Below are 23,039 nucleotides of genomic sequence, written 5' to 3'. Positions count from 1 at the left end.
AATAACTAAATAAACCAATGCCTTCCAACTCTATTGAGGAAGGTTATTTGATATACCCTTTTTTAAGTATAACAAGAAGTATTTCATGTTTCATTGAAAATTGTTGACAAACTATTAGCTGGTTTAGCTTATGTACATTTCTTCACAATATAATCGAACTGTATATTAAATCTATTATCCGTATTAGACACTCCTTTTTCTCTCCCCCTCTCTAAAACGTTTATCTATCCTCTTTCTCTTTGATTCATAAATACCTGCGATTACTTCCACTACCGTAGTTATTAGCTCTGCAATCCACATACCACAACACCTCCAAACTGCCACGTTAGTTCAATAAGAAATTATTCCTCAAGCAGCTTAACAATCTTAAGCACACCGTTCGTTTAATAAGAATATGGTCCATGACATTAAGCAACAAGTTTTAATTAAGATTTACGATCGGCTGTAAGTATTATAAACACACCCATAATCGCTATACCGAAGATAAAAACCATTAAAGCAATACCGAAAAAATCAGGTTTAAAGAGCAAGGCTAAAAGAACGATAGGGGATAAAATCATTGTAAAAACTGAAGCAGATTTAATATAGCGAACAACATTTGGAGAGAGTTCAGGTTCCTCCTGATACTTACACCTTTTTCCTAATAAAAGAATATCTTCTGGACTGCTATATGCCCAAATTAAGAATGCATAAAGTGGAATCATAAAAATTACTGTTAAGAAGATCTCAGCTGCCATATCGTAACCCCCTAGCGAAATATTGTTTTCCGAATAGTCCTATCTAACATACGAATGACAAATCAAACGGTTTCACAATCGGGGACGCTCTTCAACTTAACTGCTCCGTTAGTTCAATTAGAAAAGGCTTTACTCCATCTTGAAGTAAAGCCCCCCTTAGTTTAAGTACACTTTTTCACATAAAGATCTTTCTCCTCTAAAAACTATCGACAATTACTGACTTAGGTTTCACTTCATTCCTTCTGTACTTTATTGCAATGGAATATTCAGTTCGATATTTTTTCCAATAGGATTGAAGTAATAGTTGAGATATATCTTTGCTTTACCATCATAATCTTGAAATTGCGTCGTCTCAATTACGTACTGCTCACCTCGTGAAAACGTGCTACCTGTATATTCTAACGGCGTACCATCTTCTTTTACAGCATCATGTAGCCATAAAAGTTTACCTTGATTATCCCCCTTCTTTACAGCAACTGATACATCATGCGACGTTACGGAAATGTCCCAATCGAAATAATCGGGTTTCGTGAGTACTTTTTTTGTGCCAAAATCAACTTCTATAAAATCCTCGCCCTTTGGAACAGCATTAACAGCACCAATATTAATCGTGAGCGAATCCGAATTATGAAAATAATTACTTTGCACATAGAGCGTAATTTTGCCGTCGCGAATATCTCCCTGTGTTGCACCGCGATGTTGGATACTAACTCTTCGCTCTCCACTATCCGTCATGACTGTAATATCATCAAAAGCTAATATTTGCATTGTATTCGCTTCTTCTATTTCAATATCTATGGCCGTTTTTAATGGAGAACGGCGAATTTGTGTTATTGTAAATTTCTGACCATCGATATCTACAGTACGATTCGCAGCAATAACTTTTTCCTGAGCTATTTCGTTTTGTAGTGTAAACGGTATCGTTATTTCAATATTCCCCTTATCTACATCCTCAAAATGAAAAACGGCCATAAAATCCTTCGAAGTATAAACGATTGGCTCTGAAAAGCTATATTCTACTAAAGAAGAAATGTATTCTTGATTATCTGCAATCCTGGTAAAACTTGGGCCTGGTATTTCATCGTCTCCGTGGAACAATTGAACGTCATTCAACTCTAATTTTGACATATCAAATAAAGCATCGGCGTCATAAAAGAGTACAAAGCCCGAATGATCTGCAATCACGCCTTGCAATGTTAATGATAGGCCATTTTTAGACTCCGTTACATTGATCTCTTCATAGTATTCATTGTCCACAATATCTTTTATCCCAGCATCGATTCTAACCGCTGTTACAAGTGCATGAAAGCCAGGTATTTTTGCAACATAACTAGCAATAGTAGGAGAAACATGAACTGAAAATAGAATAGTTAAGCAAAACAAAGCAACTATTGCAACTGGAACAATGCGCTTCTTTGTTCTTTTTTCTCGCTGAACTTTACGAAATGTATCCATTCGAATTTGTTGAAGTTTCTCCTTTGGAACGTCAATCGGTAGTTTACTCATAGCCAGTCCTCCTTTTCTCCAGCGGAATTTCTAAGCTTCTTTAATATGTGGTGAAGCTTAGACTTTACAGTACCCTCAGGTATTTGATTTAGCTCAGCAATTTCTTTGTTTTTTAGTTGCTGAAAATATTTCATATAGACGAGTTGCTGCTCCGACAAAGATAAATGTTCCAGTAGTCGCTCCAAATCAGAATAGATGACCCATCCAGATAAGTGATGTTCCTCAATAGGAACGGTTGGTTGTCGTTTTCTTAAATGGTCTTTACAACAATTGATTAAAACTCGGACGAGCCATGTTCTGGCATATTCTTGCTGTTTAATGGTATGCATTTTTTTTAGTGCCTTGTAAATAAGCTCCTGCATTACGTCTAACGTGTCGTGTTCATTTTTCATATATGTAAAAGCCATGCGATATAAAATCTCTTCATCCATTTCAATAAGTGAAAGTATCGCTTGATGATCCCCACGAATAGCACGCTGCACGATTTCAATTTCCATCCTTCTCGCCCCCCTTCCTTCATTAGACGCAGCGTTTATTCATTTCGTTCAAAATTATTTAGAAAGCTGTTATATTTTTGTGTTTTTTGGTTAATTGAGTCTACTCCATTTACTTATTTAGCGATAAAGTGTGCTATTATTTCAAACAAAAAAGCTTCAGTGGAAAGAACTGCCGAATTTTCACTAAAGCATTTAATTATTTGATTACGTTGTTTTTGGTTCATTTCTCTTCATTATTATAGATGATTATTTCGGAAATCGAATATTCAACTAACCTCCGTTAGATAAGAATGGGACCTCAAGCAGCTCAACAATCTTAAGATTAATTTGAGCACGCTTCTACAAGTAAAATGATTACCACAATAATTAAAATGCCTAAACATCTACTGCTGCTGGGTGCTCCTGTGTGGGCCTGAGCCCACGCATTGTTCAAAGCACCACCAGGGTTTTTTCGCTGTTCTTTAGATTTTAACTCTTCTCTTTCTTCCTCGGACATTCTACCCTCCCGTTTTTCACGTTGTTAGTAACAGTTCTCTCAATGCTCACATAGTTATCTGTTCTACTACTTTTCCATCAGACGTAAGCCCAGAAACAGTAGAACCAAGTAAATCTTCGCCATCCGTTACTAGGTACCAAAACCTTTCACCGCTGTTATATTCGATGATTTCAGCGTGATATTCTTTATTATTTTTTGTTACAATGACGACATCTGTTATTTCAGAATCTAATATTTCTCCACTCAACAAATCTGTATACTTAGGGAAATCAAATTCCAAATTAGAAAAGTGCCAACCTAATTTAGAATCATTAGGGGATTGACCACTACTACTACTTACTAATTTCCAACCAAATATATTTTTCTTTAACCTCGCATTTCCAAAGTACTCTATATTAGCAAATTGAGTCTTATAAAATACGATTGCCTTATTATTATCTAACACCTTAATATGAGCAATTGTTGTTAAAGGCTGGTTCATCGAAGAGAATGCTTTCTCGATTTCTTTAACATCGTCTTTTAATGCAATGGTAATAAAATAAGAAGCAACTAATATAAAGAAGATACTGAAAATATTTTTTGAATTTCTACGCAAAACACCACGACCTTTTAACATTCTTTAGCTATTAACTACTTAACTTAAATTTAGTGGAGAAATAATACATAAAGGAAATGATAACTGCGACAATACAAGGATAACCGATGAGCACAATTGGATTCGTATGTTCAACTAAGCTAAACTCTCCCCATTCAAGTAATAAACGCCATCCCATTCCCAGTGCACTAAGCAGTAAACTGCTTACAAATATTAGTAATAGTCGATCACTAAATAAACCTACAAATATATTCGCAACTATAAAGTACAGGAATAGTGCAATAAGTAAGGAGAACAACTTAAATCCTTTTAATGCAGGAATGACAAAAGTAAATGTGATACCTGCATTAAAAACGATTGCTATAATACTTATGATCAAAAAGTTCGTTCGTTTCTTTTGTACCTGCTCATAAAAATCTTCCCCTAACATTAGTTCCCCCCTCCTCGCTCCCTAGCAATCAAAAGGTAACTCTTTTTAGTTGAATAGATGATTAATTGAATCCTCTATTGATGATATTGAGCTTGCATATGAGAGGATAATCAATAGAGCTAAAACAACATATAATGAGGCTGTTATAATAGCAGCTTTCTTTAACTTTAATCTTTTGAAATTGACTATTCCTATTAAACACGTTGCTGTAAATAATAAACCTAAATACCAAAGATTTTTAATGTGTGCTATTTGACTTTCTAATGAAGCTATTTTCAACTCATTCAGCAGCTCACTGTTAGTTAATACGACACGTTTAATGTCTGCGCCTTTTCCAATTAACACCTCGCCACTCTGTTTTTCAATAGAGTATCCGCCTGGGTATATAGATAAAAAGTGAGTGAGTAAAAAAATTGATAGTAAGGCTAACAGTGTAATGATTACTATCCAACGCTCTTTTTTGTTACCATTTCCAGTTTTCATTACTGTTTCAATTATAACCATCCTCCCAGAAGAAAATATACATTTTTCACCATTATATTACAATTGTTCGGATTTTTCAAACATTTATAAAGTCAAAAAACGATCGACTCTAATTAGAACCGATCGTAAAAGATTTATACACTACATATCGCCTTCTTTGAATCCGCAATGTTTGTTTAGTTGTTCAGTTGATAAATTTCTTGCGCGTTTCACGTTTATAACATTTATCTCACTTGGCGTATCGATTAGTGTTATTCGAAATAAGTCGTACGGGGGCGAATGTGCCTGTTCAAAGGTTACGACTTCTATTGTTATTTCGTGCTTGCGATCTCCATCAACCCTTTTTATATCAATAATTCGCTCACACATAAATAACTTATCAGTAATCTCTAAAATGGTTGGATCAAACCTAACCAGCAAAGTTTCCTCCAACAGTTTCTCTCTTGTAAGTTCATCTTGCGAATAGACTTTAGTTGTTATTAAAAACAATAATGTAATACTTACTAATAAAATAGAAGGTCTTCTCATGGAATCACCACCCGCTGTTTTCTTACCGAGTAGCTTTCCCATTGCTCACTAAACTATCCGGCTACGTTAGACCGATCCCGTTACATCGACTCTATGTTATTTATTGAATTCCTTTTCCAATTCCTTTTCAATTTCCTCGTCACTAACGACAGGAACTTCTTCCTTAACCCCAATCCCGTATTTTGTTTTTATGAACTGACCGACTACTGACCTATCAATGGCTTCTTTAACAGCTACATAAATTATTACGTACAAAAGTAAAATACTGAAAATAAATAACAAAACGGCCCCCCAAAACTCCCAAAACATCATGTTCCTTCCCCCATTCTTTTAAGGATTGTGCAAATCACTTCATATAATTCTCAACCAACTCATAGCATCTTTCTTCCGTCAGATTTGCGAGTACAGCTACGTATTCTAAGTGTTCCTGCGTACCGCCCTTATATTGTAGTGATGCTTCCAATGCACTTTCATCTCTGTACGTTAACCAATTCCGTTGTTCTTCTCGTAATTGATCCATCTCTTTAGGCGACAGTTGCTCTTTTAGCATTCCATAAATTTCATTCAAAATGTTATCCCAAGTTTCCCATCGATCGTTTTCCACTGCTTTTAAAGCATATGTAGATGAATCGGTCGGTTCTACTTGTTCCAGCTCTTTTTTAGTGGCATTTAATTTCTGAAGGTATTCAATTCTTTGGCTTTCAGTAAATTCATCGTCACTCGTACTGGCTGAAGTTTCTTCAATCGCCGACTCGCTTTCCGGTTCAATGACTATGCTATGGTTTGTGTTTCCACAAGCAGCCATTGCACCAACTGCTACCGTAAACAGTACTAATAAAATCCTTCGATTATACATCAGCTTCAACTCCCTATAGAAAATTATACCAATCCATTACCTAATATTCTCTTTAAATGATGCGGACAGTTCTAGAAGTATCTTGTATAATGAGTGCAGTAATGAATAGGTTGAATTATCATAGATTTAGACTCTGCAGAGTAGCAGATTCGAAGGAGCAGACGATGTCATCTAAAATTCAATTCTTACTATCAATGATCATCTTCGGTACAATTGGTGTATTTGTAAGATACATTGATTTATCATCGAGTGAAATAGCGTTAGTACGCGGGCTCATCGGCAGTCTATTTTTAGCGACAGTCATGTTCATCATGAAGAAGAAGATTTCATGGGTACTCGTTAAAGTAAATGCTGTAATCATCGTACTTTCGAGTATTGCTCTAGGTGGAAATTGGATTTTCTTCTTTGAAGCTATCAAGCGTACAACCCTTTCCAACGCAACATTGAGCTACTATTTCGCACCGGTGATTGTCCTCATGCTCTCACCACTTATACTGAAGGAAAAACTATCTGCTAAGAAAATCATCTGCATCGGTGTCGCCATGCTAGGGATGCTCTTCATTGTGGGGAACGGCCGTGTAAGTACATCCGGATTGGATGATTTAATCGGGATTGGTTTCGGATTACTGGCAGCTGTCTTCTACGCTTCCTTAATGCTCCTGAACAAATTCATCAAGAACATGGATGGGTTAGCGACGACCGTACTTCAACTCGGAACCGCGACGATCCTTCTAGTGCCGTATGTGTTCTTCACGGAAGGCTTCGGAATTATGGAGGTGTCAAGTGCGTCCATTCCATTCATTTTGATCTTAGGGATTGGACATACCGGGATTGGATTCTTGTTATTCTTCTCAGGTATGCAAAAGTTAAAAGGACAAAGCATCGCTGCACTCAGCTATGCAGATCCAATCACGTCATTACTAATTTCGATTTTGATTTTGCAAGAACAAACGACATTTGTTCAACTACTTGGTGGTGCATTGCTCTTAGGCTCAACGTTTGTCAGTGAGAATAATTCAATGAAGCTTCCGGTAAGATTAAGAAAAACGCGTAACAAAACAGTGTGAAGCCTTCGCTCCACACTGTTTATCCTTTAACGTTCATTAAATTTATTTTGCACCTGAATAAGAACATAATTTCCAGTCCACATCTGAGTAGTTACAATTAATCTTTCAACCTCTTTTTCAAAGAACAAACCTGCACCATCTTTCTCTGAAAATTCCCAGCCGTTCGCACCGATCATTCGTATAACATTTTCATCGACTTCACTTTGACTCTTTGTAATATACCAAGTGTAATCATCGTCCGTTGCGATTTCTACTATTGTTTCATCGGAATTTCTAAGCTTCTCAATGGCTTCTTTTGCGGATAGATTATCTATCGGTAGAGAAGGATAGTATGATTTATTTACAAATATAAAGACTGCAACAACAACTACTAATACGCCCAAGAGAATTCCAACCCGTTTCACATAATGGCCCCCTGTTTAAAAACAAATTTCTCATTATCCCTCTAGGACAATCAAACGCAAGTTAGGAAACACTCTCAATAAACATGAACGTTAATCACAAGGAGAAGAGCCGTCTAAGCAACTGCGATCTTCAAGTATTATTATTAAAATACTTCTATCCAAACCTTAAAGTTACTATTACTCAAATCAATTGTTATAATTTCATCGTTCGAAAATGAATTTTTATCTACGAAACCCGCTTTGAATTTTTCAGTAACTGAACTTTGGTTAAGTCTATCATCTGAAGGCATACCGATATTTTGGGCATCTGTTACTAACCATCTACCATCTACTTGTTCAATGTTTGCCACATAAATTTCCTCACTATTATTTATTATCCCTTTATAGACGCTAATAACTCTATCATCGCCAATTTCAATTGTTTCATATATATCCACTACCTCTGCATAGCCTTCGTCTATATGAATCTGTTCCAAGGCCTCTTTTGGAGTGTTTGATGAGCTACTATTATTTTGCTGACAGCCTACTGTTAAAATCAGTAGAAACATAAGAATGAAAAAAAATCGATACATACTACCCACCTCCCCTTTACATGGATACGTACGATTCATCTTAAAAGTTTCATTTTTCGCACAAATTTAATCGTACCGCTTCTTCAACTTACATGCATTATTTGAACAAGAGAAAAGAGCCGTTTAAACAGCTCCGATCTTCAAGTAAAGCACCCGTTAGTAAAAAATAAAAGTTATTTTTCTCCATATTTTTCATCCCTAATCGCTTTTCTATACTTACCTTCTTCTTCAATAGCAATTGCTTCTTCTGTGCTTATTCCTTGCATAGTGTAATATTTTGTACCTTTTTTATACACATTCGAGAAGTTCCCAGAGTACGTTCCCTCCATAACCGAATACTTTGTTACTTCACCGATTTCTTCATCTACATCATCTACATATTCATCACTTAATCGATAAATATAACCATCCCAAACGACAAATTTAAAAGCCCATTCTGCTGATGAATTGTTAATATTAGCTGATGAATCGTTGGAGCAACCCGATAAAAAAGCAATAGCTATTAAAGAAAAGTAAAAGTATTTTAATCTCACAAAAATTCCCCCTTTCCATAATAAGTAGTTAATTTCTAATTAAATTTTCACTTATGGTTATTAAACTAAACTGCTTCGTTAGTTAAAGAAGACAAAGAGCTTTTTAAGCAGCTCAACGATTTTCAAGCTAAAGCCCCTTTCAGCTCAGGTAGAAAACTCCTCTTAGTTAAATGTAGTTAACTTTTCTAAAACAGAATTCAGAAAGTCTTTTTCAAACCTATAAAAATGTTTACCTTCAGTACTACTTACTATTATTGCATCTGCTATCATTCCATCACTTATAGATAATGCTTCTATAGAATTAATTTCTATAAGATCTAACAAATTTTCAAGTGATGTATTGGCTTCTATTTGATTAAACAGTTCTTTTAATTTTGTTTGTGGAATTTCATTTTCTGTTATGTTCATAACGTCATCCATTAGATTTAATAAGTCTACTTCATCTAAGCTGATTCCCTCCGTTGCAGCCATCATTAATGCCACAACTTCTTCTCCAGTAAAACGATTCGTTCCTTTTTCGAAGTCAAATGCAACTTGTGTTATCCCTCTTATTCGAATATCTTCTTGCAAGTCATAATCTAGACCATTCGCGGAATCAACTAACGCTGAAATGGTTTCTAAATCGATTACAGCATAATAATCAATTGGAAATTCTAGTAGTTTTGAAACGGTTGTTCTTACATTTTCAGCACCACCAAAACGATAAGCGAATAATAAGTTATCGTACAAAGTAGTTCCGTCATCTTTTTCCGCTACTGGTGCATACGTACCATGAGGGAGCGAGACAACTTTCATTATCTTTTTATCTTTATTATAAGTAAGTAATAGATTAAGATATATTCGATTTTCCATCTCTTTGGACTTCACCGTGATTAAAGTAGTTAAATATTCAGCCTCCTCAACTACCGACCCACCACTTGTATCACTGCTATTAGATGCTTTATTGAAATCGCTACTGATGTGTGCTTTATTAATGTTTCCAAAAAAATTCGATGGAATAAACAAAAACAGACATAAGCCTATCACGAATAAAGACGCTGTAACTGGGGCAATTCTTTTCGAATGAAAAACTAGAGACTTCTTATTTGCATTGTTCTTCTCAAGCTTATGGATTTGCTCAAACACTTCATTACGATCTTCTTTCGTGAATTTTAATTCTTGATCGGAAGTATTATAAAACTTATCTCTTACTCGTTTATCTTTCATTAAGTTCTGCCTCCTTTATCATCGGCTGTAATCTTTTTTTTGCTCTTCTTAGTCGAGTTTTCACTGTATTAACCGGAATATCCAACACCTTTCCAATTTCCTCTATCTTCAATGACTCATAGTAGTATAGGTAAACCACTTCCCGATACACTATAGGTATAGCGAAAATGGTTTGTCTCATTTCTTCGCTTTTATGTTTGTCCAGAACAGTTTTCTCCACTGATGGTGATATGGACCTTGCCGTTTCATTTATAAAACTTTTCACTTGAACCATTTTATAATTCCAGCTTTTCAAGTAATCTTTACACTCATTAATGGTTATACGATAGAGCCACGTTTTAATGTGTGCGTCATTTCGAAACGAATCAAGATTCTTATAGCATTTAATAAATGCATTTTGAACTAAATCCTTAGCAATCTCTGTCTCTTTCACATAGGAAAATGCCAATCGCACTAACTCATTTCCATATTCAATCATTACTTTTTCTAATAGGTAATCTATTTCTGCTTTGTCCAATCTACGATCCCCCCTTTCCAACAACTTCGAATTCTGCTATTAGACGATTATCGATTCATAATAGGTTCAAATTTTTAGAATCATTTACTTTTATTGTTGGTAATCTCCTTACTTCGCTAAACTGCTGCATGATGAGCGTCAGAGTATTAAATAATACTGCATATACAAAATTGGAAATAATATGTACTTCTCCTACAAGCTATTGTAAACTTGTGAAGAGTTAATTAAAAGGGAGTTGGGGAATTGAAACAAGGCATTCACATTAAGATTGAAGACCGTTCAGGGTTAAGTGAACGGGAGAAAAACATTCTACACACGGGTATTTTGAACACAATCGTCCTCGCGGGTTTCGTGGAAGTCGTCAGCAAAGGGGAAGGCGAAGGAGGGACGGCCTTTAACCCGATCGAGGATTGTTTTATCGGATTCACGATGATTTATCAAAATCCGATTCCCGATGAAATGGCGGAGGCATTAGTTGAATCCATTACAAGAAGACTGACCAACTTCTTTGCTATGAGTGAAATTGAAATGGATGTAAAAGTAGAGTTGGCTTACTGATGGAGTGGAAGCGAACCGTCCATCTAACGGGCTATATAATTAGCAATAAAAAAACGCTCAACTGAGCGTTTTTTTGTTGTAACTTTACCAACCCGATTCACGAAAGTAATCGTTCAGAAGGTACCAATTAACTCCTATCATTCAATTAATAAATACGCTTTTGTTAACGTCAAGTAGAATTGATCATATTTCATCAAATAAGTTTGACCACCTAAATGATTCATTCAAACAGGGATTGCCTGTTCTTCATGCGATGACTTGGGTCATCTCCATATGAAATGATTTCACTTCTGTGAAGAAGTCGATCTAAAATAGCTGTCGTGTGCGCTGGATCTCCAAGGAGTTTTCCCCATTCGCCAGGGCCTTTGTTAGACGTTAGGATAAAGGCAGTCTTGTCGTACAGTTCATAAATGAACTGGAAGAACAGATTTGATTCTTGAGGTTCCATAGCGATGTACATCAGATCGTCGATAATCACAAGCTCTGACGCCTGCAGGCGCTTATGACGTGTCTTGGACTTCGAGATATATTCCCTTGTTTTCAGAAGGTAGATCAGCTCGGCCATTGAGACGAAAGAAACCTGTATCCCGGCATTGATTGCCTCCATTCCAAGGCCGATGGCCAGATGGGTTTTTCCGACGCCTGGGGGACCCATGAGAATCAAAGTGAATCGTTCACCAATCCAATCTAGCGTTCTGAGTTGCTTAAATTGCCGTTCTCCAATCGCTGTCTGCTCCTCAAGCCGGTACTCATCAAGCGATTTATGGTAGGGGAAATTCGCCCACTTCATATGCTTTTCAATCAATTTTCTCTCTCTGTTTCCAATTTCTCTTCCCAACAGTTCAAATAGTAACTCATGATATGTCCAATTCTTTTTTTCCGCCTCCCGAAGGAGGGCGGGAAGCTCCCGCGCCGTCTCTGCCAATCGCAGCTGCTTGCACTGCTGTTGAAGTGTTTCTACCGGTTGGTTCATTGCGAATCACCTTCCAGTAATCCGACGTAGTACGATACATCCCTCTCTGATGCTTGTAAATGGCTATATTTCGTTTGTGTGTTTTCAGCTGCTTTGATTTCTTTTGATTCCGACTCCTTATGTAAAGAAAATAAGATATCTCGGTAATCATTGGCGCTGATTAAGTTATACATCTTTGCTAGCCTAAGGGCCTCATCCGCAAATTCAGGATGCTGGTGTATCGCATGTTTCATCACCACAAGCTGATCAATCAAATGACGAGGATATTTCGCCCTCAATTCCTTAAGGTACCATTTAATTAATTCGTGATTTTGGAATAGTTGCTGTACCTCTTGGGAAAGGCGCGCTGTCTTTGTTCCCGACTTTCGTTTATGGGAGGGGTCCGTAATGAGATGCCCCTTGCCTCCAGATAATGGGTGATCTGCTATGGTATTGCCATCCGGCTCTAAACGTATGCGTAGTCTGGATTCGTTGATATCTAGAAAGACACGATTCGCTGTTCTGGGATGATATGTACCTGCAGGTACACTGTACCGATTTCCTTCAAACCTGATGGTGTTGTCTTTCTGTACATTCCTTGATATAATTTTCATATCACTAGATGGTGAAAGAATGTATGAAGTAGAGAGACTTTTCAAGTGTTGTTTTTCAAGGGCAAACACTTTGAAAGGTCTCTTTTTTATTGTTTGGTGAACTTTCCGATTTCCAGTACGCTTCAACCATTCCACAGTCTGCTGATTCAGTTTCTCCAAATCTACGAATGTACGATTCTTGCTGAAGTTGTATTTGACAAACTTTATGACGCTTTCAATCTTTCCCTTTGACTCGGGATCTGCTTTTCGGCATAGATGAACACGGAATCCCCGATAATCACGGTATGATTTAAACTGTTCAGTCAAGAGGAGGTCGCCTGCATTTTCTGAAACAGTAAGCAGCTTGTCCTGGTCATAAACGATTTCTTCAGGCATCCCATCATAAAATCGGAACGCGTTCTCGTGCATGCGGATAACATCCACCGTACGAAAAGGACGATCTAGCCATTCTATATACTTGTAGCGGGAATGAGCGAGGACAAACCCAATACAATAGACTTTCCTTCTTTCTCCATACTCCGTTAGGAGTACTGTCTCTCCAAAGTCCACTTGGCATTGCACACCCGGCGGAACTCTTCCACAGCTGTATACACTCGATAATTAGCGGTTTTTGGAATATGATAAATCTCTCTCAATTCATTTACGTAATTTCTTACTGTACCTTCAGATACATTAGTGACACCGAGTTTCTCTTCCAACCAATCCAAAATTTGTGCGCTTGATGTGTCTGGGTATTCTTTCAACCAATGCAGGATTCGATCCTTGTGTGGATCCAGTTTTTTCTCACGGGTCTCCAACGAATGAAGCCAGGCTTCAAATTCTTCAGGGCTCATCCCAAGATACTTCCTAACTGTGTTTCTGGAAATCCCTAATCTTCTACCAATTTGTGAGTTATTCAAACCTATACTCTTCAACTCAAAGATCTCTTTGTATTTCATCTTTCTATCCACTCCTAATTTACTCTCCTTTCGAAATACTCTATCCAGTATATCGAAAGGGAATTAGTTGATAAAAGTGGTCAATCTTAATTGTTGAAAACTGCCCATTCTAATTTAGCATTCACAGCTTTATATATCTTGTCATTAACTTTAATTGCTATTGCCTTTTCGGTTTTTATATCCTTTATTTTATAAATTTCACTCGGATTTATGTATGGGTTTTGGTCTTCAGAGTAAGACACAAGCTCGTGTATTCGAGTAATCTTACCTATTTGTTCTTCAATCTCGTCAGTAGATAAAACTTCATCGGTCATTAGATAATTTAAGTTGTCTAGGTGAATTACGGCTGGTGTAAGATTAGTAAATTCAGCATTGCTTAATTCGTTCTTATTACAACCTGAAAGCAGAATAGAAATAAGAATTAAACCTATTGGTATTGCTTTCTTCAATGTATTCTCCCTTTCTACAAAACATCTTCTTCTAGAACTAACATGCACCGTTAGTTGACAAGAAGTTGAGCTGTCTCAGTAGCTAATGATCCTCAAGTAAAGCACCAGTTAGTAAAAAATAAAAGTTATTTTTCTCCATACTTTTCATCCCTAATCGCTTTTCTATACTTACCTTCTTCTTCAATAGCAATTGCTTCTTCTGTGCTTATTCCTTGCATAGCGTAATATTTTGTACCTTTTTTATACACATTCGAGAAGTTCCCAGAGTACGTTCCCTCCATAACCGAATACTTTGTTACTTCACCGATTTCTTCATCTACATCTTCAACATATTCATCACTTAGTCGGTAAATATAACCATCCCAAACAACAAATTCTGAAACCCAACTTGCTGATGAACTTTTAATAATAGCTGATGGATCGTTGGAGCAACTCGATAAAAAAGCAATAACTATTAAAGAAAAGAAAAAGTATTTTATTTTCATAAGAAATTCTCCTTTTCATGATAAGTCGCTAATTTACAATTAAAGTTTCATTAGTTTCATCCTTTATCGTTTTGAACTAAACTGCTCCGTTAGTTCAATAAGAGTAAAGAGCAGTAAGCAGCTCAATGCTCAATGCTCAATGAACTTCGACTAAAGCGCACGTTAGTTGAAGAGAATTATTAAGCAACATTTATTTTTTCTCCCAGTTATGCATATGCAAATTAGAAAGTTTCACTTCTATAATGGAATCTTTTTCAATATCTAGATCTACCTCTTTATCATGCGGTAACAAATAAAATCCAAATGAATCTCCATCCTTATAATTTAAACCAGATGAACCTGAAGAATAGATTTTAAAAGTATTTTTTTGATATGTTGCTGTTGCGTCAATCTGATTATCATATGTAAAACCATTTTCAACTCTTGCATGTTCATTACCTGATACTAATGTTGCACCCCTTAAATTATATGTTCCACTCGACCTAAAGCTAACTTCATAATCTGAATTATCATTGACCCATACTTTGTTTACGTAAATTTGATTCTTCCCATCATCATAAAGCACTTTCCCCTCATTACTTTCAAGATCACTCAAATCAAGCTTAAGAGAATACTCTCCGTCAACAGGATATGAATGAAGTTGATAACCTTTAACATCATCGGCAATACCACCAATCCCTTTTATCCAGAGATTAAGCCATCCACTAATCCAAAGTAAAAGTACAATTGTTCCTACAATAATTAGTAACACTTTAGAAAGATTTCTTATTATCATAAAATCCCCCTAAATAAATTTGTAATGAACCGCAAACCCCCAATATTTCTTTAACTAAACTCCCTCTATAAACATTGAAGTATCAACGGTTTACATCACTTCGTGATGTGAGGAAAATTATTTTTGTGCTAGCTTATAACATATATTTGAATTTATTGTTTTTATTACCAAGATGAGTGTACGCTTCGCTAAAACTAATGGAAAACATTAGCTTTTCTAATCCATTATTCGATGCACAATGGATCTCTGCGATGCTTATGATGACGTACCCTCCCATGTCTCTTGGCGTCTGGGCGCTGACATTCCTTCGTTCGGTCTATTCATAAGGCAGAGGCCTGCTAAGCTGCTGCCGGGACTCTTGGTCTTATTGTTAGTACTGTGCTGGCTTCTCCGTGTCATCCTTCTTGTCATAGATAGATTGATTTGAAATGTCTTACGCTGCTGTTGCGAGACAGTGGAGATCGTTCATCATATGCCGCTCATCGAAATGAACTTTCTTCTTACAAATTCCATGTAACACTTTCAGTAATTTACCGCATAGCACGACCATCGATTGTTTTCCCCGTAGGGGATTTTGTTGGCGAGTCGTGTAGTATTCATGTAGCCGTTTAAACGCTTCATTGTGCCTGATTAGTGGAACGATGACTTTAAATAGAACATTCCTTAACCTCTTCCGACCTCGTTTCGAGATCTGTTTTCGCCCCTGATGTAAGCCGGATGAATTTTCACGCAATGTTAATTCCGCTAGTTTGATGAGTTGGCGTGGATTCTCATAATGTGAAAAACTACCGACTTCAGAGAGTAGATCAACGATTGTAGCATCCCCTAAGCCGCGTACAGTGGAAAGGTATATATACTCTCCTGTAGACTTAGCCAACTCGGCTAATTGGCTATTTACCTCTTCTATTTCTCCCTCTAACAATCGGTACTGACGGATGAGCGTAGCGATTTCGAATCGTGCCATCTGCGATCCTTCCGTCAACCCGATAGATTGGTTGGCTACATCGACAAGAAGTCTTGCCTTTGGTAATTGCGGCGCTCTCATCCCCTCTACCTGCCGGTAGAGAAAGACTAACTCTTCAGCCGTCTTCCCTATGATGTCTTGTGGCAACGGTGTTTTCTCGAGTGTAGCGAACGCCATCTTCCCAAAGGTTGGATAGAACTGTGTAAACTCCGGAAAGTACCGATCAAGCCAGCGAATGATCCGGTTCTTGAGGCTCGACAAATCCTCTGTCAGCTTTGAACGAAGTGTAGAGCCAATCCTCAACTCCGCCTCAATATCCTTTAGGATGCGGGGATAGCTGAAACGCCCGTCCTTCATGAGCCGAGCAATGACCACTGCATCTTTCTTATCGTTCTTTGTCTGTAAGTTATCATCAAGTTCCTTTGACCGCTTGACGTGTAATGGGTTGACCATTACAAGCGGGATTCCATAGGAATCCAAGAAATAAGCAAGGTTCATCCAATAGTGGCCGGTAGGTTCAATCCCGACGATAACATCAGTTTTCTCATGTACTTTCATAGCACGAAGAACATTCTGATATAATGCTTCAAATCCTTGTCTGGATTGATGTACGGCAAAAGCTTTCTCAAGCACACGTCCTCGTTCATCTACGAAACATGCGTAATGAGTACTCTTGGCGATATCCATGCCGACAATTAATGTGTTTTCAGTTACTTGATTAGCTTTTCATTCCACTTAGAATTCATAGTGTAGTCCTCCTGTTTGATGATGGGTCAATTTCGCGTTGACACTCAGCATCATACAAGAGGGCTCTTTTTCTTTCAAGATGGCGCAAATCCTTCAAACAGGAATGCTGCTCCGTTAGTTAACTAAATTCGACAAAAAAAGCGTTAATCCTTTTGGACCTACACTCCGTTGGTTTAACTTCTTTAAATCTACTCTTGTATTGGTTAAATCATGATCTTAGTTGAAGGTTTCTTTATGCCATCGCTCTAATATCTCCACGATACTTTCTCGTATTTGCAAGGACTCATTTTTGTACAGCAGCCTGAAATAATAGCCTCGCAAAAACTTTATTACATTGGATCTTTTCCAAAAGAAGTTTAAACTATATCCTTCTTTTTCTACTAGTTTAGTTAGGTCATCAGAGATCGTTGATAACCAATCTTCAATTTCACTATCACTTACGCCTTTCTCCTGAAGGGCTACTACTGCATAAACAAGCCTTTCCTCTTCATCATCAACATAGGGTAATTCTCTCGTGCTATCTTTGAATAAACTTAGTTTGATTGTCTCGAGACATTCAGAAGAAAACGTCATAGTAAAATTCGGATGATTTATCGCTTCTGTTAACAGATCTGCCCCATGCGCTATACTGTGGGCCCATCCTTTTCCAGCTACATGGCCTCGAATATCTTCTTCAAGTTTTAAATATGCAATACTTCCTTCAGTCAATTGTTTCAACGTATCATCTGACAGGAATCGCTCTTCCTTATCTTTCATTAAGAGTAATACAAGAACTAAAGATGAAAAAGAACGACTAAATACCGAGTCATCTTCCTTTTGACCAATACCCTGGAATAAGTTTCTAAGAGAAACAACAAGGATGTAATTCATTTGCTTTATCGTTAAATAATTTTCCATAATTAGTTTTCCAAATGAATTATAAATTAGCGAATCCCTAAGTTCCGGGTCGGTTGAACCTATATTCTCCAGCATTCTTTCAATTAGATGATCCAAATTAGCATGTTGTAATGTTTCATCTAAATTCTTGAGTTCTGATTTTAATGACATATTGTCACTAGCTTTTATACTAATCTTATTCAATTCTCTTGCCCCTTTACTTTATGTAATAAGAAATGTTCCCCTAAGTAGAACAAAGGGAAGCTATTCTTCCAAACAAGACCATTCCATTCTTGATTGATTAATGGATCCTACAAACACCGATTGTGAATTAGGATTTTCAAAAAAGTGTTTAAGCATATGATTAACGGTCATAGGCATTTCCAAGTGTAAAACTTTCGAAAGGTCTATCCAATGCAGAGTACCTTCATCTGAATTTATTACATCCATCTTTTTTGTATTTCCGATATAAATATAGTGTTGGCGTATTTCATCTTTGCTTCTACGCATTAAGATATAACGAAGTTTAAGTTGCTCGATATCCTTCCTTTCAATTCCCGTCTCTTCGAAAACCTCCCTTACACAAGATTCTTCAGGACTGTTATGTTCATTGGCTTCGACATGTCCACCAATACCCGTCCATAAATTAGCTGCTAATTCTCTTTCCCCGGACCGTTTCAACATCAAAATTTTATTGCCACACAAAAGATAAGCCCCCGACATTATCCGCATTCTTATCATAAGCACCAGACCTTCTGTTTCGGTTGAATTCCCTTAGTTTATTGATTTTCCCTCATCCATTCTTTCAGTTCCTTAAAACGCTCATCTATATGTTCTTGAATTAGCTTATAGACGATATACGACGCTATCCAGACCAATATGATAGGTCCTAAAATTGCAATCCACGGTATTTGCATCTCTAAGAATCCCCCTTTATTCTTAATTAAAAGCGTTAAATCTTAGACGGAAATCTCACCAAGAATCCAACCTTTAATAAACTCTTCTAACGATGATGCAATTACACGTTGGCTATCATCTTCATGGTTCCATACATAAATATCATCATTGGGAATACTTCCGTTTTTAATTAAATATCCAAACAAATCACCATTACCAGCATTAGAGAAAAATAATAAAGTGTCTACTGGCCTCATAGACCTACTAAACAAATTTTCTTTGACCATCTGTTCTGTTGACCAAATAAAAGAAATTCCGCAGTTACCAAATACACCATTTGTCTCTTTGTACAAATCAGCCAATTTTTTAGGTAGGTCAATATTTAATTTCTCTTTAATTAATGCACTATCTGCTTCAGTTGCGGGTGCTTTAAACTGGCACTCTTTTGAAACACTTACTAAATAATCTTTCCACATAATTCCTACTTACCACCTTTTAAATCCTCACTTGTTAAATTCAGCTTTCAGAAGATATACAACCTCGTACTCTTCTAGCTTGTTCATATGATCATCAACATTTTTATAAAAGCCGGGATTAAGACTACTCATATGACCATCACTTGAATAGCAGATGCTAGCTAATACAAGTACTCCTTCAACTGAATTGCTCTCTCCTTGGATGTTTCCCCAAACACTTGACATAGCATCTAAATCATCTGTATTTGTCCTTGTACTAGAACCAATGCTACTGTTACTGCTAATTCCAATATTAAATGTAGATTGCTTTGGACTGCCAACTGCTTTTGAGGATGTAAAAATAATAGAACCCTTTTCCTCTACCTGCGATGTTATAGAACTCATCCTATCATTAACCAATTTACCTAACTCGTACTTTTCAATCCATACCGTTACTTCTTCATACTCACTCTCAACGTTGAAATCAAAAACAAATGAATAATCCGAAGTGGTCGAGAGAATCGCATTCTCTCTCTCCGTTAATTCAACAGCAGAAATAGTATTTGAATTCGCATCGTTAGTAGCACAGGCGCTTAACACAACTACCAGAAGAGCTACGATTATAATTAACCTTTTCATTTTATCCCCCTCCCTTTTAGCTTGCATCGAGGCAAATACGTCTACAAGGAACGCTGTCCATTACTGTTGCGGATCTATTCTACTTCTGCCTGATGAATGGCCACCTTCCAAATGCCGTCTTCCTGTTTTAGAGGATATGTCTTAATATATAACGTGCTCCCGAAACTGATTTCGAATTGAACAATGATCACTTCGTCCGTACTAGCTTCATTTATTTGGATTGCATCAAATCTAAACCTCAAATAATCTTCTATTAAATTAGGTGGAAGTTGACCGCCACTATAAGTAAGGGCATTAAGTTTATCGATATTGTTTTAGTAAACTAAATTCATATAAATTAAAAGCATTTCTTCTGGAGTGAAATTGCTCAAACTATTAATATTTTCATTAAGTGGAAAGTCATCATAGCTTACCAATTTATCATTTGGCAGTTCTTCAAGGTATGTAAAATCATAATGCCCATCGACCATCGGATTGACTCGATTATTTTCTACTGCTTTTTCAAGAGCTGATTGAGCTGGAGTACAACCCGTTACTACCAAAGTAAACCCTAGTAAAAACAAAAGTAGTCGATTCATATTGTTCCTCCAACCTCGCTTAAATTTTCTTAACATTCAATTCCATATTACCATAATCCTCCAAGACTTTTCCGAATTTATGAGGTGTCTTCAATGCGTATAACATTTTATGTTCAACTCATGTTTCGACAAAGATTTGACGGCCCTTAAAAGCAGGTAGCGCGCATCACTGCAGGTTCGCATGTTACCATAGTAGACAATTAAGACCGATGGAGGTAGACCCATGTCACGAAAGCATCGTTTTGCTAATGTAGATCAAGTGGATACGACAAAGACATTCGCGGACTTTCGCCGTTGGCAGAAAGAACGGAAAGCAAATAAAAAAGATCTAATCCTTCTAATTGAGCAGGCTTCAGACAAGGATATCGCTAGACTGAACAGCAATCGAACGGACATATCCATCACTTGGATCGGGCACGCTACATTTTTGATCCAGATGAATGGTTTGAATTTGATCACGGATCCTGTGTGGGCAAAGCGCATGGGTTTTTCGAAACGACTGACAGCGCCCGGGATTGCCTTTATGGATCTGCCTGCAATCGACATCGTCTTCATTTCCCACGGGCATTACGATCACTTGGATTTCCCGACAATAAAAAGGCTAAAAGGAAATCCAACGTACTACGTCCCCATCGGGTTGGGACACGCCTTCAAGAAGCGGGGATATGAAAAAGTGATCGAGGGCAATTGGTATGATACATTCGAACAGGCTGACATGACGTTTTCGTTTGTACCCGCACAGCATTGGGTGAAACGGACACTCAACGACACGAACACATCCCATTGGGGTGGCTGGATCATTGAGAGTAACGAGCACTCCATCTATTTCGTGGGAGACACGGGATATTTCCGCGGATTTGAAGAGATTGCAGAGAAGTTTAATGTGCAGACAGTGCTCATGCCGATCGGCGCCTATGAGCCGGAGTGGTTCATGAGAGTAAGCCATATCAACCCGGAAGACGCAGTAAAGGCTTTTTTGGAGTTGAATGGAAAGACATTCATCCCGATGCACTACGGTACCTACCATTTAGCGGACGATACCGGCCCGGAAGCCATTTCAAGATTGGATGCGGAGTGGGAGAGGCTGCAATTGGCTCCTTCTCAGCTGAAGAAGCTGCTTATTGGGGAAACGTGGTGGTTATAGCGTTTTTCCATGTGTCTTTAGGTGGGTATAAAGTCACGAAACGACCATATATCTTGGGAAATGATCGATATACATTCAGCTTGGCAAACCGTCTCGATATATATTTAGAATCCATTGATGAACTACTTGAATGACTAAAAAGGAGTATTTTACTTATGAATATTTTAATTTTAGGAGCAACTGGACGAGTTGGAATTCAGCTCGTTCATCATGCCCTTCAGGACAAACATCATGTGACTGCATTGGTTCGTTCTCCAGAGAAGATTCAAATAGAAAATGAACTGCTAACGATTGTACGGGGTAATGTTCTACATAAAGAGGATATCGAACGTGCAATGCGAGGGATTGATGTAGTGATCAGTGCGCTTAGTACAGACGGGGCAACAACTCTTTCAGACAGTATGCCGTACATTATTGAATCAATTGAAAACGAAGGGATTCAACGGATTATTACAATAGGAACGGCAGGCATCCTTCAGAGCAGAACTTCTCCCGATTTACTACGGTATCAATCAAGTGAATCAAAGCGCAAATTAACCCGTGCAGCAGAAGATCATCATAAAGCCTATGAGTTGCTTGCACAATCATCACTCCTATGGACGATTGTCTGTCCAACGTATTTGCCGGATGGAGATCGATTAGGTGATTATCGTGTGGAACGTGATTTTTTGCCGGTTGATGGAGCTAAAATACATGTACCGGATACAGCAGAATTTACATATGAGCAAATTACTAGCAACGAATTTATAAAATCACGTGTTGGGATTGCCTATTAAAAGTATCAGGCACCCATTTATTTGTTTACCGTGTTGGATGACGAAACAAACTTTGTATAATACAGAGTGAGATTGGTTTCTTACGGTTCGGATGATGGGGATAAAAAGTTCAATTAACAACGGAATTACTAGGTTAATCAGCATCTATCTCAACAGTGATATTGCTATTTAAAAAACAAATAAAACGCTCAAATTGAGCGTTTTTTTGATGTATCATTTCTGTCCCTATTGAACTAAAGCACCCCGTTAGTGAAGAAGAACGATGCACATTAGGTTCCAGATGCTCAATAAAAAAAAGCCAGGAAACGGCTATTTTTATTAGTGTATTTCTGTTCTTTTGAATACAACTAACATTTTTACTCTTTCCGATTGCCTTTGTTTAACAGCTTACGGATAAAGTTATCCAATGTAATACCAAATAAAAACCAAAACAATATAGTTAAAACATACTTTATTTCTATTGAAATATTAGCAGGGTGTGTAAAGTTTTCAACAAACCAATGCGTTCCCATTATCTGAAACGGTGGACTTACTAAAAATAATAATATGGATTTATCATCATATCCCAATAAATTGATAAGGCATATACCGATAGCAATTATTGTGAGCCAAAAACTAAATTTATATTTCTTCATAAATCAGCCTCCATTCATCTATTTTTTTCTTGCTCTAAATTTCCTACTGGAACATCACGTTGTTCATTTTTTCCATTCTCCTTTTCGTTCTATTTTTTCATCCCTTGTTCAACTAAACTGCACCGTTAGT

At 37.2% G+C, this 23,039-nt stretch carries 33 protein-coding genes; 4 read left to right on the top strand and 29 right to left on the bottom strand.

Annotation, left to right across the window (positions count from 1 at the left end; translation table 11 throughout):
• Window positions 1-425: 425 nt before the first annotated feature.
• The 10 genes from M3191_RS11465 to M3191_RS11420 all read right to left on the bottom strand — a co-directional run bounded on the left by M3191_RS11465 (window position 426) and on the right by M3191_RS11420 (window position 6,128).
• On the bottom strand, window positions 426-737 hold the full coding sequence (locus tag M3191_RS11465) for a hypothetical protein (protein WP_251700512.1): 312 nt from the start codon (window positions 735-737) through the stop codon (window positions 426-428).
• Window positions 738-986: 249 nt separating this feature from the next.
• On the bottom strand, window positions 987-2,243 hold the full coding sequence (locus M3191_RS11460; protein ID WP_251700511.1) for a DUF4179 domain-containing protein: 1,257 nt from the start codon (window positions 2,241-2,243) through the stop codon (window positions 987-989).
• Entirely contained in the window at window positions 2,240-2,740 is a 501-nt protein-coding gene (locus M3191_RS11455) for a sigma-70 family RNA polymerase sigma factor (protein ID WP_251700510.1), read from the bottom strand. Before M3191_RS11455 ends, M3191_RS11460 begins: the two co-directional genes overlap by 4 nt.
• Window positions 2,741-3,062: 322 nt before the next feature.
• Window positions 3,063-3,236, bottom strand: a complete 174-nt coding sequence (locus tag M3191_RS11450) for a DUF6366 family protein (RefSeq protein WP_251700509.1) — start codon at window positions 3,234-3,236, stop codon at window positions 3,063-3,065.
• A gap of 46 nt (window positions 3,237-3,282) precedes the next feature.
• Window positions 3,283-3,852 carry a hypothetical protein gene (locus tag M3191_RS11445; protein ID WP_251700508.1) on the bottom strand — a complete coding sequence of 190 codons (570 nt, stop codon included), beginning with the start codon at window positions 3,850-3,852 and terminating at the stop codon, window positions 3,283-3,285.
• A 10-nt stretch (window positions 3,853-3,862) separates the two neighbouring features.
• Window positions 3,863-4,261, bottom strand: a complete 399-nt coding sequence (locus tag M3191_RS11440; protein ID WP_251700507.1) for an ABC transporter permease — start codon at window positions 4,259-4,261, stop codon at window positions 3,863-3,865.
• Between the two features lie 45 nt (window positions 4,262-4,306).
• Window positions 4,307-4,765 carry a hypothetical protein gene (locus M3191_RS11435; protein WP_251700506.1) on the bottom strand — a complete coding sequence of 153 codons (459 nt, stop codon included), beginning with the start codon at window positions 4,763-4,765 and terminating at the stop codon, window positions 4,307-4,309.
• A 120-nt stretch (window positions 4,766-4,885) separates the two neighbouring features.
• Window positions 4,886-5,272, bottom strand: a complete 387-nt coding sequence (locus M3191_RS11430) for a DUF3888 domain-containing protein (RefSeq protein ID WP_251700505.1) — start codon at window positions 5,270-5,272, stop codon at window positions 4,886-4,888.
• A gap of 96 nt (window positions 5,273-5,368) precedes the next feature.
• Window positions 5,369-5,584: a hypothetical protein gene (locus M3191_RS11425; RefSeq protein WP_251700504.1), complete on the bottom strand. Its 216-nt coding sequence runs from the start codon at window positions 5,582-5,584 to the stop codon at window positions 5,369-5,371.
• 34 nt (window positions 5,585-5,618) lie between these two features.
• Window positions 5,619-6,128 carry a lysozyme inhibitor LprI family protein gene (locus tag M3191_RS11420; RefSeq protein WP_251700503.1) on the bottom strand — a complete coding sequence of 170 codons (510 nt, stop codon included), beginning with the start codon at window positions 6,126-6,128 and terminating at the stop codon, window positions 5,619-5,621.
• A 164-nt stretch (window positions 6,129-6,292) separates the two neighbouring features.
• Here M3191_RS11420 and M3191_RS11415 point away from each other — a divergent pair, with 164 nt between their 5' ends.
• Window positions 6,293-7,195, top strand: coding sequence for a DMT family transporter (locus M3191_RS11415; protein ID WP_251700502.1), 903 nt, complete (start codon window positions 6,293-6,295; stop codon window positions 7,193-7,195).
• 26 nt (window positions 7,196-7,221) lie between these two features.
• Here M3191_RS11415 and M3191_RS11410 read toward each other — a convergent pair whose 3' ends face one another.
• The 5 genes from M3191_RS11410 to M3191_RS11390 form a co-directional block, all read right to left on the bottom strand.
• The gene (locus tag M3191_RS11410) at window positions 7,222-7,599 is read right to left on the bottom strand and encodes a hypothetical protein (protein ID WP_251700501.1); all 378 of its coding nucleotides are present in this window, start codon (window positions 7,597-7,599) and stop codon (window positions 7,222-7,224) included.
• A gap of 143 nt (window positions 7,600-7,742) precedes the next feature.
• Window positions 7,743-8,171 (bottom strand): hypothetical protein, encoded by a 429-nt coding sequence (locus tag M3191_RS11405; protein ID WP_251700500.1) that lies wholly within the window; start codon window positions 8,169-8,171, stop codon window positions 7,743-7,745.
• Between the two features lie 173 nt (window positions 8,172-8,344).
• Window positions 8,345-8,704 carry a hypothetical protein gene (locus M3191_RS11400; RefSeq protein ID WP_251700499.1) on the bottom strand — a complete coding sequence of 120 codons (360 nt, stop codon included), beginning with the start codon at window positions 8,702-8,704 and terminating at the stop codon, window positions 8,345-8,347.
• Window positions 8,705-8,866: 162 nt separating this feature from the next.
• On the bottom strand, window positions 8,867-9,910 hold the full coding sequence (locus tag M3191_RS11395) for an LCP family protein (protein ID WP_251700498.1): 1,044 nt from the start codon (window positions 9,908-9,910) through the stop codon (window positions 8,867-8,869).
• Entirely contained in the window at window positions 9,900-10,427 is a 528-nt protein-coding gene (locus M3191_RS11390; protein ID WP_251700497.1) for a sigma-70 family RNA polymerase sigma factor, read from the bottom strand. The genes M3191_RS11395 and M3191_RS11390 overlap by 11 nt, the downstream gene beginning before the upstream one ends.
• A 243-nt stretch (window positions 10,428-10,670) precedes the next feature.
• Between M3191_RS11390 and M3191_RS11385 the strand changes: the two genes are divergently transcribed.
• On the top strand, window positions 10,671-10,985 hold the full coding sequence (locus M3191_RS11385) for a hypothetical protein (protein WP_251700496.1): 315 nt from the start codon (window positions 10,671-10,673) through the stop codon (window positions 10,983-10,985).
• Between the two features lie 220 nt (window positions 10,986-11,205).
• Here M3191_RS11385 and istB read toward each other — a convergent pair whose 3' ends face one another.
• The 13 genes from istB to M3191_RS11320 all read right to left on the bottom strand — a co-directional run bounded on the left by istB (window position 11,206) and on the right by M3191_RS11320 (window position 20,354).
• Window positions 11,206-11,958, bottom strand: coding sequence for an IS21-like element helper ATPase IstB (istB, locus tag M3191_RS11380; protein ID WP_251700495.1), 753 nt, complete (start codon window positions 11,956-11,958; stop codon window positions 11,206-11,208).
• A complete protein-coding gene (locus M3191_RS11375; protein ID WP_251700494.1) occupies window positions 11,955-13,112 on the bottom strand; it encodes a Mu transposase domain-containing protein in 1,158 nt (385 codons plus the stop codon). Before M3191_RS11375 ends, istB begins: the two co-directional genes overlap by 4 nt.
• The gene (locus M3191_RS11370; protein ID WP_251700493.1) at window positions 13,073-13,489 is read right to left on the bottom strand and encodes a hypothetical protein; all 417 of its coding nucleotides are present in this window, start codon (window positions 13,487-13,489) and stop codon (window positions 13,073-13,075) included. The genes M3191_RS11375 and M3191_RS11370 overlap by 40 nt, the downstream gene beginning before the upstream one ends.
• An 86-nt stretch (window positions 13,490-13,575) precedes the next feature.
• Window positions 13,576-13,938 (bottom strand): hypothetical protein, encoded by a 363-nt coding sequence (locus tag M3191_RS11365; RefSeq protein ID WP_251700492.1) that lies wholly within the window; start codon window positions 13,936-13,938, stop codon window positions 13,576-13,578.
• Window positions 13,939-14,063: 125 nt separating this feature from the next.
• The gene (locus tag M3191_RS11360) at window positions 14,064-14,423 is read right to left on the bottom strand and encodes a hypothetical protein (RefSeq protein WP_251700491.1); all 360 of its coding nucleotides are present in this window, start codon (window positions 14,421-14,423) and stop codon (window positions 14,064-14,066) included.
• 190 nt (window positions 14,424-14,613) lie between these two features.
• Window positions 14,614-15,198, bottom strand: a complete 585-nt coding sequence (locus tag M3191_RS11355; RefSeq protein WP_251700490.1) for a hypothetical protein — start codon at window positions 15,196-15,198, stop codon at window positions 14,614-14,616.
• A gap of 433 nt (window positions 15,199-15,631) precedes the next feature.
• Window positions 15,632-16,849 carry an IS110 family transposase gene (locus M3191_RS11350; protein WP_251700489.1) on the bottom strand — a complete coding sequence of 406 codons (1,218 nt, stop codon included), beginning with the start codon at window positions 16,847-16,849 and terminating at the stop codon, window positions 15,632-15,634.
• A gap of 276 nt (window positions 16,850-17,125) precedes the next feature.
• Window positions 17,126-17,989, bottom strand: a complete 864-nt coding sequence (locus M3191_RS11345) for a DUF2785 domain-containing protein (RefSeq protein ID WP_251700488.1) — start codon at window positions 17,987-17,989, stop codon at window positions 17,126-17,128.
• A gap of 60 nt (window positions 17,990-18,049) precedes the next feature.
• Window positions 18,050-18,526, bottom strand: coding sequence for an NUDIX domain-containing protein (locus M3191_RS11340; RefSeq protein WP_251700487.1), 477 nt, complete (start codon window positions 18,524-18,526; stop codon window positions 18,050-18,052).
• A gap of 38 nt (window positions 18,527-18,564) precedes the next feature.
• A complete protein-coding gene (locus M3191_RS11335) occupies window positions 18,565-18,702 on the bottom strand; it encodes a hypothetical protein (RefSeq protein WP_251700486.1) in 138 nt (45 codons plus the stop codon).
• A 42-nt stretch (window positions 18,703-18,744) separates the two neighbouring features.
• On the bottom strand, window positions 18,745-19,158 hold the full coding sequence (locus tag M3191_RS11330; protein WP_251700485.1) for an SMI1/KNR4 family protein: 414 nt from the start codon (window positions 19,156-19,158) through the stop codon (window positions 18,745-18,747).
• 27 nt (window positions 19,159-19,185) lie between these two features.
• Entirely contained in the window at window positions 19,186-19,776 is a 591-nt protein-coding gene (locus M3191_RS11325) for a hypothetical protein (protein WP_251700484.1), read from the bottom strand.
• Between the two features lie 314 nt (window positions 19,777-20,090).
• On the bottom strand, window positions 20,091-20,354 hold the full coding sequence (locus M3191_RS11320) for a hypothetical protein (protein ID WP_251700483.1): 264 nt from the start codon (window positions 20,352-20,354) through the stop codon (window positions 20,091-20,093).
• Between the two features lie 223 nt (window positions 20,355-20,577).
• On the opposite strand from M3191_RS11320, the gene M3191_RS11315 reads away from it, so the two are divergent.
• Window positions 20,578-21,498, top strand: a complete 921-nt coding sequence (locus tag M3191_RS11315) for an MBL fold metallo-hydrolase (RefSeq protein ID WP_251700482.1) — start codon at window positions 20,578-20,580, stop codon at window positions 21,496-21,498.
• A 155-nt stretch (window positions 21,499-21,653) separates the two neighbouring features.
• A complete protein-coding gene (locus M3191_RS11310; RefSeq protein WP_251700481.1) occupies window positions 21,654-22,274 on the top strand; it encodes an NAD(P)-dependent oxidoreductase in 621 nt (206 codons plus the stop codon).
• Window positions 22,275-22,630: 356 nt separating this feature from the next.
• Here the strand turns inward: M3191_RS11310 and M3191_RS11305 are convergent, their stop codons facing one another.
• Window positions 22,631-22,909 (bottom strand): hypothetical protein, encoded by a 279-nt coding sequence (locus tag M3191_RS11305; RefSeq protein ID WP_251700480.1) that lies wholly within the window; start codon window positions 22,907-22,909, stop codon window positions 22,631-22,633.
• Window positions 22,910-23,039: the final 130 nt, after the last annotated feature.

Source organism: Sporosarcina luteola (assembly GCF_023715535.1).
Classification (GTDB): Bacteria; Bacillota; Bacilli; order Bacillales_A; family Planococcaceae; genus Sporosarcina; species Sporosarcina luteola_B.
Note: the sequence above shows the minus strand (reverse complement) of the source record. Positions and strands in the feature narration are given on the sequence as shown.

What these genes read in the sequence shown, in the direction of transcription:
- M3191_RS11420 (WP_251700503.1), bottom strand. Translation starts at nt 6,128, where the DNA reads ATGTATAATCGAAGGATTTTATTAGTACTGTTTACGGTAGCAGTTGGT.
- M3191_RS11460 (WP_251700511.1), bottom strand. Translation starts at nt 2,243, where the DNA reads ATGAGTAAACTACCGATTGACGTTCCAAAGGAGAAACTTCAACAAATT.
- M3191_RS11445 (WP_251700508.1), bottom strand. Translation starts at nt 3,852, where the DNA reads ATGTTAAAAGGTCGTGGTGTTTTGCGTAGAAATTCAAAAAATATTTTC.
- M3191_RS11370 (WP_251700493.1), bottom strand. Translation starts at nt 13,489, where the DNA reads ATGAAATACAAAGAGATCTTTGAGTTGAAGAGTATAGGTTTGAATAAC.
- M3191_RS11360 (WP_251700491.1), bottom strand. Translation starts at nt 14,423, where the DNA reads ATGAAAATAAAATACTTTTTCTTTTCTTTAATAGTTATTGCTTTTTTA.
- M3191_RS11330 (WP_251700485.1), bottom strand. Translation starts at nt 19,158, where the DNA reads ATGTGGAAAGATTATTTAGTAAGTGTTTCAAAAGAGTGCCAGTTTAAA.
- M3191_RS11455 (WP_251700510.1), bottom strand. Translation starts at nt 2,740, where the DNA reads ATGGAAATTGAAATCGTGCAGCGTGCTATTCGTGGGGATCATCAAGCG.
- M3191_RS11335 (WP_251700486.1), bottom strand. Translation starts at nt 18,702, where the DNA reads ATGCAAATACCGTGGATTGCAATTTTAGGACCTATCATATTGGTCTGG.
- M3191_RS11415 (WP_251700502.1), top strand. Translation starts at nt 6,293, where the DNA reads ATGTCATCTAAAATTCAATTCTTACTATCAATGATCATCTTCGGTACA.
- M3191_RS11430 (WP_251700505.1), bottom strand. Translation starts at nt 5,272, where the DNA reads ATGAGAAGACCTTCTATTTTATTAGTAAGTATTACATTATTGTTTTTA.
- M3191_RS11355 (WP_251700490.1), bottom strand. Translation starts at nt 15,198, where the DNA reads ATGATAATAAGAAATCTTTCTAAAGTGTTACTAATTATTGTAGGAACA.
- M3191_RS11325 (WP_251700484.1), bottom strand. Translation starts at nt 19,776, where the DNA reads ATGAAAAGGTTAATTATAATCGTAGCTCTTCTGGTAGTTGTGTTAAGC.
- M3191_RS11465 (WP_251700512.1), bottom strand. Translation starts at nt 737, where the DNA reads ATGGCAGCTGAGATCTTCTTAACAGTAATTTTTATGATTCCACTTTAT.
- M3191_RS11425 (WP_251700504.1), bottom strand. Translation starts at nt 5,584, where the DNA reads ATGATGTTTTGGGAGTTTTGGGGGGCCGTTTTGTTATTTATTTTCAGT.
- M3191_RS11315 (WP_251700482.1), top strand. Translation starts at nt 20,578, where the DNA reads ATGTCACGAAAGCATCGTTTTGCTAATGTAGATCAAGTGGATACGACA.
- M3191_RS11305 (WP_251700480.1), bottom strand. Translation starts at nt 22,909, where the DNA reads ATGAAGAAATATAAATTTAGTTTTTGGCTCACAATAATTGCTATCGGT.
- istB (WP_251700495.1), bottom strand. Translation starts at nt 11,958, where the DNA reads ATGAACCAACCGGTAGAAACACTTCAACAGCAGTGCAAGCAGCTGCGA.
- M3191_RS11450 (WP_251700509.1), bottom strand. Translation starts at nt 3,236, where the DNA reads ATGTCCGAGGAAGAAAGAGAAGAGTTAAAATCTAAAGAACAGCGAAAA.
- M3191_RS11350 (WP_251700489.1), bottom strand. Translation starts at nt 16,849, where the DNA reads ATGGATATCGCCAAGAGTACTCATTACGCATGTTTCGTAGATGAACGA.
- M3191_RS11340 (WP_251700487.1), bottom strand. Translation starts at nt 18,526, where the DNA reads ATGATAAGAATGCGGATAATGTCGGGGGCTTATCTTTTGTGTGGCAAT.
- M3191_RS11320 (WP_251700483.1), bottom strand. Translation starts at nt 20,354, where the DNA reads ATGAATCGACTACTTTTGTTTTTACTAGGGTTTACTTTGGTAGTAACG.
- M3191_RS11440 (WP_251700507.1), bottom strand. Translation starts at nt 4,261, where the DNA reads ATGTTAGGGGAAGATTTTTATGAGCAGGTACAAAAGAAACGAACGAAC.
- M3191_RS11405 (WP_251700500.1), bottom strand. Translation starts at nt 8,171, where the DNA reads ATGTATCGATTTTTTTTCATTCTTATGTTTCTACTGATTTTAACAGTA.
- M3191_RS11310 (WP_251700481.1), top strand. Translation starts at nt 21,654, where the DNA reads ATGAATATTTTAATTTTAGGAGCAACTGGACGAGTTGGAATTCAGCTC.
- M3191_RS11435 (WP_251700506.1), bottom strand. Translation starts at nt 4,765, where the DNA reads ATGGTTATAATTGAAACAGTAATGAAAACTGGAAATGGTAACAAAAAA.
- M3191_RS11395 (WP_251700498.1), bottom strand. Translation starts at nt 9,910, where the DNA reads ATGAAAGATAAACGAGTAAGAGATAAGTTTTATAATACTTCCGATCAA.